The 13568-nt window shown below is 53.6% G+C and carries 16 protein-coding genes and 1 pseudogene; all 17 read right to left on the reverse strand.

The window, feature by feature from the left end:
• A partial coding sequence (locus FBQ85_16095) for a hypothetical protein (protein ID MDL1876671.1) occupies window positions 1-292 on the reverse strand: 292 nt, incomplete at its 3' end.
• 43 nt (window positions 293-335) lie between these two features.
• The gene (locus tag FBQ85_16100; protein MDL1876672.1) at window positions 336-569 is read right to left on the reverse strand and encodes a PspC domain-containing protein; all 234 of its coding nucleotides are present in this window, start codon (window positions 567-569) and stop codon (window positions 336-338) included.
• Between the two features lie 303 nt (window positions 570-872).
• Window positions 873-1103, reverse strand: a pseudogene (locus FBQ85_16105) (PspC domain-containing protein).
• A 95-nt stretch (window positions 1104-1198) separates the two neighbouring features.
• Window positions 1199-1870 (reverse strand): ribose 5-phosphate isomerase B, encoded by a 672-nt coding sequence (rpiB, locus tag FBQ85_16110; GenBank protein ID MDL1876673.1) that lies wholly within the window; start codon window positions 1868-1870, stop codon window positions 1199-1201.
• An 11-nt stretch (window positions 1871-1881) separates the two neighbouring features.
• The gene (locus FBQ85_16115; GenBank protein ID MDL1876674.1) at window positions 1882-2562 is read right to left on the reverse strand and encodes a protein-L-isoaspartate(D-aspartate) O-methyltransferase; all 681 of its coding nucleotides are present in this window, start codon (window positions 2560-2562) and stop codon (window positions 1882-1884) included.
• Window positions 2563-2607: 45 nt separating this feature from the next.
• Window positions 2608-3549 carry a histone deacetylase gene (locus FBQ85_16120; protein ID MDL1876675.1) on the reverse strand — a complete coding sequence of 314 codons (942 nt, stop codon included), beginning with the start codon at window positions 3547-3549 and terminating at the stop codon, window positions 2608-2610.
• Window positions 3550-3635: 86 nt separating this feature from the next.
• Entirely contained in the window at window positions 3636-4064 is a 429-nt protein-coding gene (locus FBQ85_16125) for a hypothetical protein (GenBank protein ID MDL1876676.1), read from the reverse strand.
• The gene (locus FBQ85_16130) at window positions 4061-4570 is read right to left on the reverse strand and encodes an NUDIX hydrolase (protein MDL1876677.1); all 510 of its coding nucleotides are present in this window, start codon (window positions 4568-4570) and stop codon (window positions 4061-4063) included. Before FBQ85_16130 ends, FBQ85_16125 begins: the two co-directional genes overlap by 4 nt.
• Window positions 4571-4582: 12 nt before the next feature.
• Window positions 4583-6544 carry an N-acetylmuramoyl-L-alanine amidase gene (locus FBQ85_16135; protein MDL1876678.1) on the reverse strand — a complete coding sequence of 654 codons (1962 nt, stop codon included), beginning with the start codon at window positions 6542-6544 and terminating at the stop codon, window positions 4583-4585.
• Window positions 6516-6764 carry a DUF1232 domain-containing protein gene (locus tag FBQ85_16140; protein MDL1876679.1) on the reverse strand — a complete coding sequence of 83 codons (249 nt, stop codon included), beginning with the start codon at window positions 6762-6764 and terminating at the stop codon, window positions 6516-6518. The genes FBQ85_16135 and FBQ85_16140 overlap by 29 nt, the downstream gene beginning before the upstream one ends.
• Window positions 6765-6840: 76 nt before the next feature.
• Window positions 6841-8343 (reverse strand): deoxyribodipyrimidine photolyase, encoded by a 1503-nt coding sequence (locus FBQ85_16145; GenBank protein ID MDL1876680.1) that lies wholly within the window; start codon window positions 8341-8343, stop codon window positions 6841-6843.
• Entirely contained in the window at window positions 8340-9074 is a 735-nt protein-coding gene (locus tag FBQ85_16150; GenBank protein ID MDL1876681.1) for a beta-carotene ketolase, read from the reverse strand. Before FBQ85_16150 ends, FBQ85_16145 begins: the two co-directional genes overlap by 4 nt.
• Before the next feature lie 7 nt (window positions 9075-9081).
• Complete coding sequence (locus tag FBQ85_16155; protein ID MDL1876682.1) at window positions 9082-9798, reverse strand: carotenoid biosynthesis protein; 717 nt, start codon at window positions 9796-9798, stop codon at window positions 9082-9084.
• A 15-nt stretch (window positions 9799-9813) separates the two neighbouring features.
• Window positions 9814-10947: a glycosyltransferase gene (locus FBQ85_16160; protein MDL1876683.1), complete on the reverse strand. Its 1134-nt coding sequence runs from the start codon at window positions 10945-10947 to the stop codon at window positions 9814-9816.
• Window positions 10948-10992: 45 nt separating this feature from the next.
• Window positions 10993-11853 carry a hypothetical protein gene (locus FBQ85_16165; protein ID MDL1876684.1) on the reverse strand — a complete coding sequence of 287 codons (861 nt, stop codon included), beginning with the start codon at window positions 11851-11853 and terminating at the stop codon, window positions 10993-10995.
• Window positions 11672-12589, reverse strand: coding sequence for a phytoene/squalene synthase family protein (locus FBQ85_16170; protein ID MDL1876685.1), 918 nt, complete (start codon window positions 12587-12589; stop codon window positions 11672-11674). Before FBQ85_16170 ends, FBQ85_16165 begins: the two co-directional genes overlap by 182 nt.
• 57 nt (window positions 12590-12646) lie before the next feature.
• Window positions 12647-13568 (reverse strand): phytoene desaturase (crtI, locus tag FBQ85_16175; GenBank protein MDL1876686.1); only part of this gene is annotated, 922 nt, incomplete at its 5' end.

A 13568-nucleotide genomic window follows, 5' to 3' on the forward strand; every position in this document is an offset into this window, starting at 1 on the left:
CGCCGATCGCAACAATCACGATTTCCAAGGGCCAGGAACGATACGGAATAAAATCAAAATTCCGGAGGATAAAAAACACGCCAAGCGTGAGCCAGAAAAACGTTCCAAATACACCCTCCGTCTGGCCGAAGCCGCGCACCTTCATCGCGTTGCCCAACGCGAGCAAAAGATAAAAAATCGGATAACTGTGCTCGAAACTCGGCCAGGGGATCGGCAAACGATCGGATAAGAGGAATAATCCGATCAGGATCAGGATAATGCCGGGAACGAGCGAACGACGCTGCCATGCCATAGTCTCATCTCCACGTACAACCAATTGAGGTTTGACTGCCGTTTTATCGAACGTTCGGCGCGCGGCTCGGTTCATCCGGTTCCAGCCGCTGTTCCGGCACAACCACCATCATCACGCCATAGGCGATAATTCCAAAAAAAACGCCGCTGGCAAAAGTCATCACCACCCACAAAATGCGCATCAAGGAGGGATCCAGATTAAAGTATTCCGCCAATCCGCCGCAAACGCCGCCAATCATGCGCTCTTTTACGGATCGCGTTAAGCGTTTCGTGTTCATAGTCGAGGCTCCTTCTGCAAAATAATTCGATGCCGGCCTGTCGGATCCTTGCGGCGCATACGTTGCTGTTTGCGGCTGCGTGACGCCGCGCATGACCAGGTACAATCCCAACCCGACCAGCATCACGGATAAAATCACGCCCCAGCTCAGCCAATCGGGCCAGTAAAAATGCCAGCGCCAGGGCACAAACCAATCAAACCCGTTTTGCTCTGCGAGAAAGATAAGGCCCAACAAGATCAGAAAAGCGCCCCAGACATAGCGGCCGCTGGCCGTCGGCGCTTTGGGCACAGCGGAGTGTCCGGCCGGGTTATCCGGAATAATAATCCAACCGGCGATGTACACAAAAATACCAAATCCCAAGAAGATACTGAGAAAAAAGAGAAGCCGGATGAATAATGCATCCACGCCAAAATACTCGGCAAGACCGCCGCACAAACCGGCGATTTTGCGATCAACGACAGAACGATAAAGCCGGCGCGGATCCGGCGTGGGTTCTTGCAACACGTTTTGCTGATTTTGCGTTTCTTGCGTCATTGTTCTCGAATCGTTGTTCAACTTCGTTTATCATGATCCAAACATATCGTTGGCCGTAAAGCCACGCAATTAGACGCACCGTAACTTGAGAGGTTTCACGGGTTACGCAAATATTTTTGTTCGAGCGCGGCGATCTTTTCAATGCGGCGCTGATGTCTGCCGCCGCCGAAGCCGGTGGCAAGCCAAACGGTCACAATTTCCTTGGCAATGTCGCTGCCGAGATTGCGGCTGCCCAGACACAGGACATTAGTGTTATTATGCTCGCGGCTGTTTTTGGTGGTGTATGTATCAAAACAAGCGGCAGCGCGAATGCCGGGCACTTTGTTCGCCGCGATGGTCGAGCCGATGCCTGCGCCGTCGATGATAATACCGCGCAAACTTGCCTGGCCCGCTACCCGCTGCGCCACCAATTCTGCAATATCGGGATAATCGACAGACGCTTCGCTGAACGCGCCGACATCTTCATGGCGGTAACCCAGATCGCGAAGATGAGTCTTGATTTGCTCTTTGAGTTGATAACCGGCATGATCGGAACCGATCACGACGAGTTGGGGCTTCTCGCTGACCGCTGTCGGCGTTTCGGCCGGAGCTGCTTGTGAGGCGGCGCTGATGAGCGCAATTTTGCGGACTTTGGCCGCATCGCGGGCGGCGGGTGTGACAAGCGCGCCGGTGGGCACTATAATCTGGGTTTTGCGCTCCTTCCAGGCTTGCAGGATGTCGCGCTCCGTTAAAACTTGTTTCGATTTACGCGAAGGCGCTACAGGCATTTTCTTTCAGGTTAATTTGTGGAAGCGGCTATACCCGTCATGGGCACGAACTTGACTGGCAGGGAATGCGTGCGTTCAATTTCACCGTTGGCATTTTTCTTAATATGCACAAGCCGCTGATCGAGATCGCCCAACGGCAAAATCATTATGCCTTCGGGCGCAAGCTGTTCCAGCAACATCTCGGGAACTTGGGTTGGCGCAGCAGAGAGAATGATGCGATCAAAACTCCCGGCTTCAGGCCAGCCTTTGTAACCATCGGCGCAGCGAATATGAACGTTGGCATAATTCAAATCCTTGAGAATCCTCTCGGCGCGCGCCGCCAGCTCGGGAATGATTTCGATCGAATAAACTTCGTCACACAAATGTGAAAGCAGCGCGGCTTCGTAACCCGATCCGGCGCCGATCTCCAGCACTTTTTCGATGCCCACTAATTTCAAGGCCTGGAGCATGTAGGCGACAATATAGGGCTGGGAAACGGTTTGTCCATAACCAATGGCGATCGGCGTATCGTCGTAGGCGGCGGCATGATAGCGATCCGGCACGAAACAATGCCGGGGCACGAGCCGCATAGCTTCGAGCACGCGCGGGTCATGAATACCACGTCGTTCGATTTGATGTGCCACCATGCGTTTGCGCTGCGTCGCAAACGGGTCGCGGCTAGCCGGATCATCTTGCCACAATTGTGAACTCATTGTTTAACGTGTGCCACTCTGTTTATGCGAAAACTTCACGCGCGCTTACGTGGAAGCAGTGAGCAATTTCTCCACATGCGCGGCAACAGAACGCGACAGGCCTTCGAGATGATAGCCGCCTTCCAGCAGAGACGCGATCTTGCCCTGGCAGGACGATTTGGCCAGGTCCAACAGGATCTCCGTCATGCGGGCAAAACCGGATTCCGTCAAACGCAGATGCGCAAGCGGATCGTGCTGATGCGCATCAAAGCCCGCGGATATTAAAACAAAATCCGGTTTGAAGGTTTCGTGCACTTCTGCAACAACGGCGTCGAAGCGCGCGAGATAATCTGCTTCCGGCGTATGCGCTGCGATCGTGACATTGCGGGTTTTCCCCAATCCCGCACCGGCGCCGGTTTCATTTTCCCGCCCGGTGCCCGGATAAAGCGGCCATTCATGAAAACTCAAAAAATAAACGTCACCGCGTTCATAAAAAATATCCTGCGTGCCGTTGCCATGATGCACATCCCAATCAACGATCAACACGCGCTCAGCGCGCTGATTTTGCAGCAGCCATTCTGCCGCAATCGCAACATTATTAAACAAACAAAAACCCATGGCGGCGCCGGCTTCGGCATGATGGCCGGGCGGGCGCATCGCGCAAAAAGCATTACGCAGCTTTCCCGAGCTGACGCGATCAACAGCGTCCAGCGCTGCACCTGCCGCCAAGCGCGCGGCGTGAAAGGAATGTTCCGAAACGATGGTGTCGGCATCGAGCGCATTTAGCTGCCAACCGCAGCTTTGTTGAATCCAATCGACGTATTGGCGCGGGTGAACGGCGGTAATCGCCGAAAGCGGCGCCGGTTCCGGTTCGATCATTTGCACACGCTCCAAAAGTCCCATCGTGTTTAAATGTGAGATGATCGCCTCCAGCCGGGCAGGCCGCTCTGGATGCCCTTCGCCGGTGTCATGTTTCAAACAAGCAGAATGGTAGTAGAAGCCAGTCATGCGGTCGTAAATGCGTTTAGAAAGCCTGTACTCATTCCCTCAGTCGCATACATTTTAAAATTGAGGATTCATCAAACGGCCCTGCCTTAATCTTCAACTATGATTTTTCCGTCTTGTGCGCCTGACCGGCCTTCGAAACGAAGCTGATACTCTCCGGTTTCGAGCGGGCCGATCTCAATGGTTTTGGAATAAGGCACCAAGACTTGAATCACCGTAGCGCTATCATTATAATGAGCCAGCGGCGTGATTGTAATAACCCGGCCTTTGATCTCGACTTGCAGGCTGTCCAAACGATATGCCGGGTTGGGCAAGTTGCCGGTAATCGGGATCATGAGCTTGCGTCCCCTTGCCGTGGTAAAAAGCCGCGGCATCTCATCAATATAGACTTTCTGCATGCCCATTTTCGTCTCGGCAACTACATTTTGAGGGGAGGCTTCCGCGGGCTGCTCGTTGCGGGAACTGGTGCAGCCCACGAGCATGGCATATCCGAGGCATATCAGTAAGCAAAATTTCATCGTCCTTCACCTTCATTTTTTAACGCATTCAGGATATTCGAATGAATGCGAAATGCGATATTCTCCGGCAATTCCGCCAGCTTAAAAAATTTTGTGTCTTTCGCGTCATCGCCCGGCCGCAGCTCCCCGCCGAGAATTTCACCCCAATAAACGATGAGCACAATTTTATAAGCCGGATAATCGCTGCCGGGATAAACACCGTAAATGCCGCGCAATGCGATATCGAGATTGGTCTCTTCTTTCACTTCGCGAATGGCAGTTTGCTCCGGCCCTTCATTCCACTCCATGAATCCCGCCGGCAGGCACCAATCGCCGGCGCGCGGCTCGATCGCGCGTTGCACCAGCAAAACCCCGTCATCGTTTCTTAAAATGACGGCGGCCGCCGGGATGGGATTGCGATAAAAAATAAATCCGCACTGCGAACAAACCTGGCGTTCACGGCCTTCCACGAATCGCGTTTCGAGTTTACCCGAACATTTGGGACAATAGGTATATTCGAATTCCATTTCGTTTTTTTATTACTCCCGCGCCGCTTTTAGAAACTCCTCCATTCCAGCCACAATGGCTTCAGCCGTTGCTTCACGAAAACGCGGCGACAGGATTAAAAATTCTTCCTCCGGATGCATGATAAACGCCGGTTCGATCAGAACCGCCGGCATGTTGGTCACCCGGCACACCGCGAGATTGTCATAAAACAGACCAAAGTTAGGAAGTTTTAGTTTATTTAGCAACATGCGGAGGACTTTATTTGCCAGAGCATAGCTTTGTGCGTGATAATAAAAGGCGCTGCTGCCGCGATTGAGAAACGGATTGACGCCATCCGGCAACGCGTTGTAGTGCAAACTGATGAACAAATCCGCGTTGCTCACCTCGGCAAATTTGCGGCGCGCCGTGAGCGTAATGCCCTCTTCCAGCACTACGCGCGTCTGAATCACATTCGCGCCTTTAGCCAGCAATTTTTTCTCGACTTCTTGCGCGAGTAAAAACGTCGCTTCCCTTTCGGTGAATCCGGTAGGCCCGATCGCGCCCAAATCGGGACCGTGCCCCGCATCAACACAAACAAACAGACCCTGCAACGGGCTGTGCGGCGGCGCGGCGAGCTTTGGTGTTTTTTTAATATCGAGTATGAGGTTCGTGCCTTCGTAAGAAGCCGAGTATCCCCACTGTTGTTTTTGATTGAGCGCGATGCTCAGGCGATATTTCTCATCTTCGTCCTGTGACCAACGGATCTCGCCAATCAACGGGTCTCCATAATCATGGCGAATCCAATCCGTGTCTGAAGTGACGCCGAACAGGATCACCTCGAGGCGTTGCGGTTGCGAGCGCTGCTCGATGCGAAACGGCACGCACTCATCCATAAAAATCGTCACCCGCGTGCGTTCGGGAAAACTTTGCGTGCGCGCCACTTGCACCGTGGTTTGCGGGGGCAGCGTGCCGGCAGGCAGGAGCCTAGCATTCGCCACCGGAATCCAAATCGATTCATCCTGGGTTAAGCGCGCGCGATAAGACGCGCCTTCGCGCCCGGTGATGCGCAGCTTCACCTCGCGCGGCAGAAAGAGTTGATAACCATTCCCCGGACCAGTACGCCCGATCGTCAGTTCTTCCGTCAAGCCGACCACGCGGGGAATCACTTCCGGCAAAATGCTCAACTTTCCTGTGGCAATTAACTCGACTTTTTCGCCGCTATCATGCGCGAGTTGAAATCGAATATTGGCGTTTTGGGTGGTATCCGCTGCACGAATGCGGTAGACGCCGGTATAAATGCCGCGCACCTCGGGCGTGTTGGGCGGCTGGGCGCGGCCAAACACGGCTTCACCCCAGTAGAATTGTTTGCGCGCCGGCTTCTCGGCCATGGGAAGATTTTGCGCAAGACCATCAATCGAAAATGTGGCGCGCATGCCGGGCGTACCTTTCACCGCCACGCCCAGAAGATCACCGGCGCGCATTTCAAGAGCGACGCGAGGAAAAACGTAACTCGTATCGAATTGCAGCGGAACGCCCGGCGAGGTGATGAGATAGTTTGGGATATAAACTCTGCGCTCAACCACAGTGGAATCCCACCGCGCGAGTGTGCGTGAGCTGTCGTGCGCAACCGCGCGGAAGATAAACATTCCCGGCTTAATTGGCACAACGGCAAGAAATGTATTGTTGGGATATTGCCGGGCGGCGATGCCGTTGATCAGGATCTTGGCGCTCGCGGGAAAATAATTTCCAAAAATGAAGGTTGAATCGCGCGCGGTCAGCGTGAGATCTTCGCGCGGATAAATGACCTCGAGCTTGAGGGGTTGGGCATGAAGGGAAGAAACGCCAAGCAACACGATGAAAACCAACCCGGCAGGAAGCCCAAAGCCTCGCCCGGCGTTCGGCGCAAAATCAGAATTCCCGGGCAGGCGATTCGTCTCGCCTTTCCGGTTTCGCGTGCGGCAACCGCTCGATTTTTGCCTGAGAATTTTACGGTAAAGAGCGCATATCCAATTCACCAAGATGCTCCTCGAGTACGTTGGGGGGCGTTAGTTTCAACATGAAGCGCAAGGCAGCCAGAAGCAGGGCAACATCGTCTGCATAGCCCAGAACGGGCAGGATGAAATCCGGCACCAAATCAACCGGAGAAACAGTGTATGCGCAAGCTGCAAAAAATGCAAGCTTCCCGATGAGCGGCACGCGACCATCTTTGAGCAAGCGCAACGTCAGGCGCAACATCTTGGGCAAATGCCAGACGAGCTTCCAAAACGAGGGGTTGGTTACAGCGCCTTTCACGGAGGGCACGGCATTCTCCTTAAGTTGAACCTTCGTCAAACAACGTCGGCGTTTTGAAACCAAGATACTTGTTGATATACTCACGCACACGCACTTTGCGGGCGGTGTTCTCCGAACTCATGTAGCGAATCACGCCGAAGACCGGACGTTCCGGATGCCAGGGACGATCATAACGCCCCAGCACCCAAAAAATACCGGAATAGGAATTCGGATTGCGTCCGTCGAGGGCATATTTGTTGTTCAATTCAATCATCAGCTCCAACGCTGCCTGCGGCGTGCGCGACCATTGCAGGATTTTTTTTCCCCAGAGCATGCGCAGATAATTGTGCACCCGGCCTTCCACCAGTAACTGCATTTGCGCCGCATTCCACAGAGCGTCATGGGTCTCGGCATTTTCAAACTGTGCGCGCGAATAAACATGTTCACGGCGATCGCGCGCATGCTTTGCGAGCGTTTGCTGCGCCCAGTTCGGCAACGACTCAAACTGATCGTAGTCCCCCCGCTGCGAGCAGAAATTGTATCCCACTTCGCGCCACGTCACGAATTCGTCAAGAAAAGATTCCGCCGGCGCGCTCACGCCCCACCACCCTTCTTTCGCGCCGCTGCCTTTTGGCGGCAAGAGCGCGGGCGACCAATTCTCCCGCTGCATCAATTCGGCAAACACCTGATGCGTCGAAATATGGCCAAAATGCAAATACGGCGACAAGCCGCTCGCGACTTCTTGTTGCGGCTGATTGCGTTCATCCGCGTAACGGAAAAGCCGATGTTCCAAAAAGTTTCTTAATGTTTCTTGTGCTGCCGCCGGCCCGCCGCGCGTCGTAACCGTTCCGACGCTGTGATCGATCGGTAATTTGCGCATGGCTGCCTTTTCACCTGCAAACAAAGCCTCGGTTGCACGCGGCCAGCGTTCTAGAATTTGTTTGGGAAGACTGGCGAGCACGGGCAGGCTGACGCGCCGTAACGGATCTGCCAAAGGAAAAGCCTGCAAATGCGCGTGCAAATTCTTTTGCAGAAAACGCCGGAACGCATAGGCTGTGGGAAAAACCTGCCCGGCCGCGCGCATGGGCAGGATGCCATTGGAATCGATTTTTTCCAATCTCACGTTGAGCTGCCGCGCCGCCGCCGCGATCATAGGTGGCAGCATGAACGCCGGGAAATCATCCGTCACAACGACACAAGCATGCCGGGACAGCGCCGCCAGCAGCCCTTTTCCGGCATTTCGCGCCGGTTCGATATAGGGATAATAAAAAACTTTCGTCTTTTGCAACCGTTCGGCATTATCGCGCATGCCCTCGATCACAAAGCGATGCAATCGATCGCTAGCCCAACGATAGTCGCAGCGCAAGGCCTCGAGTACGATCAGAGGTTTGTTGAGCTGCTGTGCATACTCCACGGCGCGTTGCAGGCTGAAGTTCCATTGCGTGCGGCGATGGGCAATCATCCAATACAAAACAAAGTCGCCGAGAGCATTGACAGGCGCAGTGTTGCAGGTTTGCACGCGAATATCAGGAACGGGCATCACGCAAGTTCCTTATGTGAAAGCTGCCGCCGCACAAACGGCAGCCGCCACCAGGGCACAAAAGGGTATTCATGATGTTCGAGATGATAGCCAAAATGGTAGCATGTCACAAACGACCAGAACACGGAAAAGTCGTTGCTGCGCGCGTGATGGCGATTGTCATATCCACCCGGCGGCTGGCGATGCGGCAAGAACGTGCCGAAATAAAACAATTGCAGCGTGCTTAACAACGAGGGCAGCACCCAGGCAACCAATAAATTCACCAGCGGAATGTGCATGACATGATGCAGCAGGTTGAACACGAGCGCCATGCCCAGAAGCTGGCGCCAAGTCACGTACGTCATCATAAAATGAGCATACCACCGCCAAAAGCCACGATGTTCGCCATCATGATAATCCGGGTCTTGAGCGCTGCCGGGGTGCGCATGGTGTTGTTGATGCTCACGGCGCAAACTCTTGAAGGAAAACAAAGCATACAAGATCACGCACAAGCTACCGGCAAGATTGTTCAGACGCTTGTGTTGCGGCGCAAGCACGCCGTGCATGGCATCGTGCGCGGTGATAAACAGGCCGGTATGCAAAAACATTTGCACCATCACCGCGGGGATCATCCACGGTAATGCTTTAATCGTCATCTCTTGGCTGAACAAGAGCGCCAAATTGCCGCACCACAACAAAACGATAGCAATCCCAAAGAAAAGCCCTTTATTGGATTGTGTTGCATAAGCGTGCATGAGATCATCACTTTACTAAATTCACGATTGAAAAATATCCGAGCTGCGCAATATAAGCGTGCACAGAAATGATCGAAGGCTGCGCGCGCCAAAATTGCGTGCGCAAGCCAGAAAAAGCCAGGGCATATCCGGTCACAAACCAAGCGAGGTAATTGCGCGGCGGCACGGTGCCGTCCTGCCACTGCCAATAGTTCAATTTCATTGCCGCCGGCTCCATAAAAAAATCAAACAAAAGCATGAAACCCGCGATCAATCCGGCCTGCAGCACGAGGTTCGGCGTTTTCACATGAGAGAGCACACGCGCGGTTAACGCGCCAGAACAAAGCAACATCGCAAGCCAGGCAAAACCGATGGCAAGCGGAACCTCCGCAAGCGCCGGCTGCAATGTTCCGCCATAGCGATACCGTCCGAAAACCACTCCCGTTTTGACGCCGACAAGTTCGATTAAGAAACCAAACAATACAACAAGAATGCTCCACACAACAAAGCGGCGCGCCGCTTGCTTGGCATTTAGGCCCTCACCCGGCGCTTTAGAATTCGTTTTTTCGAAATGAAGATTACGCAGATAATCCCCAAAAAGCAAGAGGCCGAGGCCAATGATCATGGGCGAGGCCAGCAGGCGCATTTCTGCTTGCAGAATATCGAGCGCATGCCACAAACCTCCCGCGAGCATGAAAATGTAGATGAGAACAACGGCAATCGTTTCCTGTTTGGGATAGTGCATGGCGCTTGTCGTGGCTTACCTTTTTGAGGGAATCGGGCGGTTTTTCCAAATAATTTTGCCGGCGCGAAACCAGCGATAAGAATTCAATCCAATGATGATCGCCAACACGACCGCCACGGGATGCAGAATCACGCTGGTAAAAAGCGGTTGTTTATACTTCAACGCCAAGATGAGGCGCAAAAGGAGATTCATCAAAATGGCAAGCCCCGCCAAAGGCGCGAGAGATTCAAACCCAACGAAGAGATAAGGCGTCACGTGAATGGCGAATAACAGCGTCGCGAGCATGAAGAACGGAGCGGTTTGGAATCGCACCAAACCAAAAGCGTTTTTCGAAAAACCTTCCCACACGCCGCGCCAGGAGCGATACATGCGGCAAAACAACGCCCCGGTTCCGGGAAACACCAGAATTTTTTCACCGCGGATTTTTGCGAGACGGCTCAGCTCGACGTCTTCCACAACTTCCCGGCGCACCGCGCGATGTCCACCGATACGATGATACGTTCCGCGCGTGAAGGCAATCCATTGGCCGTTGGCGGCCGCCAGTGAAGGTGATTGCAAGAAATAAGTCAGCCACAACGGCAAATAACTGTAAACCAGCATGTAGATCACCGGCACAATCAGCTTCTCCGGCAGCGTTAACGTGACTTGCTGCGAAAAAGCCGTGAGCATTCCGAGTCGCAGCTTTTGCATCCATGCCACGGTGTGCGTAACGATTTCCGGCGCATGCGTGCAGTCCGCATCGGTGAAGATGAGAATTTCACCGCGCGCACAGCGGCTGAGTTGATCACAAGCCCAATTCTTGCCCAGCCAGCCCGGCGGCAAAGGCTCGCCTGCCAAGAGCTGCACACGCTTGTCCTGCTCGACAAAGCGGCGGGCAATAGCAGCCGTTGCATCGCGCGAACCATCATCCAGGACGATTATTTCGAGATGGGGATAATTCTGCCGCAGCAATCCGGTGAGGCAATTGGCAAGATTTTCTTCCTCATCGCGCGCGGGAATGAGCACGGAAACGAGCGGCGTTGTTTGCAAACGCGGGGCGGCTTGCAGCCTCGGCGCTGTGAACGCATTGAAAAGAGTAATGCCGAGCACGAGGGTGAGAATGCCAAAAATGCAGAAAAATAAAATGGTCACTCTTTTGCCGATATTAATAAATCTCTCTTACATGTCATCAGCTAGCGATCATGATTGTCAAATTCACGAGCTTGCCCGGCCAACCAACACTCTCCCTTGCTCCCCGCGCTTTATCCGTTGCGTAAGCTCGGACAATAAGCCTTCTTCTATTTTTTCCAAATCCTGGCTGCGCAACAAATCATCATGGCCAACGACGCGATTTTGATCAAACAGAAAAAACGCTTCGGGCAAGCGTTCATTGCGGAATTCGGTTTTGATCGCCACGTTCAAAAGATTCACTTTATCGCCGAACATTTTGAGCAAAACCTCGAGGCCGCGCTGGTAGCCGAGCGGGCGCGTATCCCAAGGCCGTAGTTCGCCTTGCGGAAAGAACCCGAGAAGAACCGGGCGAGTTTGCTGCATGAGGGCGGCAGCATAGCGCAACGACGCGCGGACGCTGCTCGCCGAATGCGGATTGATCGAAAAAACGCCGAGCTTTGCAAAAAAGGGGTAGCGCCGAAGCTGTTCTTCCAACATCATCAGATACGGTTGGCGGTAAAAGTTTTTTTTATTGAGGAGATAAACAAAAAAACCGTCCCACCACGTGCTGTGATTCGGGAGCAACAGCAACGGTAATTGCGCCTCACAGCGGGGAACCTCGCCGAGCAGGCAAATGCGCTGAAAATGCCGGTGGAACAGATGCATGACATAGGGATAAAAAATGCGGTCCGCCCAAGCAGCGGGTTTGGCGGGAATCATGCCTTCAACCTGCCTCGAGATGATAGGCCAGGCGTTCTTGCGTGGCCAGCACTTTCGTGCGCAACACTTCTTGCAGGACGATGCTGAGCTTGGCGTGTTTCGGCACGTAAACCCGGCCAAGAAAAGGGTTGTAGGCGCGCGCTTCCAGACGGCGCAGAATGCCGCGATAGATCCGGCTCGCGGCATAAACCGCAAAACGGGCGTCTGCGTCGAGCAACTCGATGCCGGCCTCAGCAGCCTCGTAATACGAATGCGCGCGATTGACTTGAAACGCCATCAACTCGCGGAACTCCGGCGTTATCCGTTCGGCAACAATATTATATTCGCCGCACTTAAAGGCTTGCAATTCGTCCAGCGGCAAATAGATTCTGCCCATGCGGCAATCTTCTTGAATATCGCGCAAAATGTTGGTCAATTGCATTGCCACCCCGAGTTTCTCCGCGTAGGTGAAGACGCGGTGATCTTCATATCCGAAAATATGCGTCATCATTAAACCCACCACTGCCGCAACTTTGTAACAGAACGGATATAACTCGTCAAATGTCTGATAGCGCACGTGACGCAAATCCATGCGCACGCCGTTGATCAAATCGAGCGGGTGTGCCAGCGGGATGCCATAGCGCAATGCCACGGCAACGAACGGCCGAATAATGGGATGCTCGGATTCGCCGGTGCGGTAAGCTGTCTCGAGTTCGCATGCGAGGAAATCCAGCTCGCGTTCGATTTCAGTTGCGTTGCGGTCGCGCTGCAAATCACTCAAATTATCCACGTAGCGGCAAAAGCCGTAAGCGGCGAACGTGGCCCAGCGTTTTTCTTGCGGCAACAAACGGGTGGAGAGATAAAAGCTTTTGGAATAGTTGGCGGTCAACTTGCGTGAATACTCAAACGCGCTGCGCTGCGATTTTTCAAGCCAAAATTTCATAATGTTCCCGGATGCTTGGGCTAAGCGAGAAAGGCAAAGCCTTAGCCCAATCGTTCCTCAATCCAACACACCTTCACTCAACCTTTCAAATTGCGATATATTAAAATCAGAGAGTATGACTCTCTCGGTCGTTTCCGCCGTGAGCAACACGCCGGGCACACCCGCGCCCGGATGCGTGCTCGCGCCGACAAAATAGAGGTTCGCGATATCTTCACTGCGATTGTGGGGCCTGAAATAGGCCGTTTGCGTGAGCTTCGGCTCGACACCCCAGGCGCTGCCGAGATGCGAATTCCGCCGGCGTTTGAAATCGAGCGGCGTAAAAATTTCCAGCACCTCGAGGTTCTGGCGCAGATCGCGCAAGCCAAAATCATCTTCTAAAAACTTCAAAATCTTTTCTGCAAAGGGTTGTGCCCTCGTGTGCCAATCAACCTCGCCGGCGAGGTTCGGAACCGGGATTAACACATACATGCTCTCGCCGCCGGGCGGCGCCATCGAGGGATCGGTGCGGGTGGGCGCATGCAAATACATCGAAAAATCATCCGGCAAAATCTTGCGATCAAAAATATCCTTCACCAATTCGCGATAACGCGGCGAGAGAATGAGCGTATGATGCAAGAGCTGCGGATATTGCTTACGCACACCGAGATACAGCAAAAATGCGCTCATCGCGTAGTCGAGTTTTTCGACTTTACGATTCGTCCATTTGCGGCGATGCGCCGGCTGGATCAAATCACGATGGGTGTGCGCCCAATCCGCATTTGAAACCACGGCATCCGCCGCATAAAACGTCCCCTTTGCCATCACGCCGGTCGTGCGGCCATTTTTGACGACAATCTCGGAAACCTCGGCGCCGGTTTCGAGGCGGCCGCCGATCTCCCAAAAAACTTTTTCCAATGCCTGAACGAGGCTGTACATGCCGCCTTTGCTGAACCAAACGCCTCCGGTTTTCTCCAGATAAGGAATCATCAAATAAACGCTG

It is taken from the genome of Cytophagia bacterium CHB2, assembly GCA_030263535.1.
Lineage (GTDB): Bacteria > Zhuqueibacterota > Zhuqueibacteria > Zhuqueibacterales > Zhuqueibacteraceae > Coneutiohabitans.

Bases quoted from the DNA above. Each gene is read 5' to 3' on its own strand.
- FBQ85_16100 (MDL1876672.1), bottom strand. From the start codon at position 569: ATGAACACGAAACGCTTAACGCGATCCGTAAAAGAGCGCATGATTGGC.
- rpiB (MDL1876673.1), bottom strand. From the start codon at position 1,870: ATGCCTGTAGCGCCTTCGCGTAAATCGAAACAAGTTTTAACGGAGCGC.
- FBQ85_16115 (MDL1876674.1), bottom strand. From the start codon at position 2,562: ATGAGTTCACAATTGTGGCAAGATGATCCGGCTAGCCGCGACCCGTTT.
- FBQ85_16120 (MDL1876675.1), bottom strand. From the start codon at position 3,549: ATGACTGGCTTCTACTACCATTCTGCTTGTTTGAAACATGACACCGGC.
- FBQ85_16125 (MDL1876676.1), bottom strand. From the start codon at position 4,064: ATGAAATTTTGCTTACTGATATGCCTCGGATATGCCATGCTCGTGGGC.
- FBQ85_16130 (MDL1876677.1), bottom strand. From the start codon at position 4,570: ATGGAATTCGAATATACCTATTGTCCCAAATGTTCGGGTAAACTCGAA.
- FBQ85_16140 (MDL1876679.1), bottom strand. From the start codon at position 6,764: ATGTTGCGCCTGACGTTGCGCTTGCTCAAAGATGGTCGCGTGCCGCTC.
- FBQ85_16150 (MDL1876681.1), bottom strand. From the start codon at position 9,074: ATGCACGCTTATGCAACACAATCCAATAAAGGGCTTTTCTTTGGGATT.
- FBQ85_16155 (MDL1876682.1), bottom strand. From the start codon at position 9,798: ATGCACTATCCCAAACAGGAAACGATTGCCGTTGTTCTCATCTACATT.
- FBQ85_16165 (MDL1876684.1), bottom strand. From the start codon at position 11,853: ATGCCGCGAGCCGGATCTATCGCGGCATTCTGCGCCGTCTGGAAGCGC.
- FBQ85_16170 (MDL1876685.1), bottom strand. From the start codon at position 12,589: ATGAAATTTTGGCTTGAAAAATCGCAGCGCAGCGCGTTTGAGTATTCA.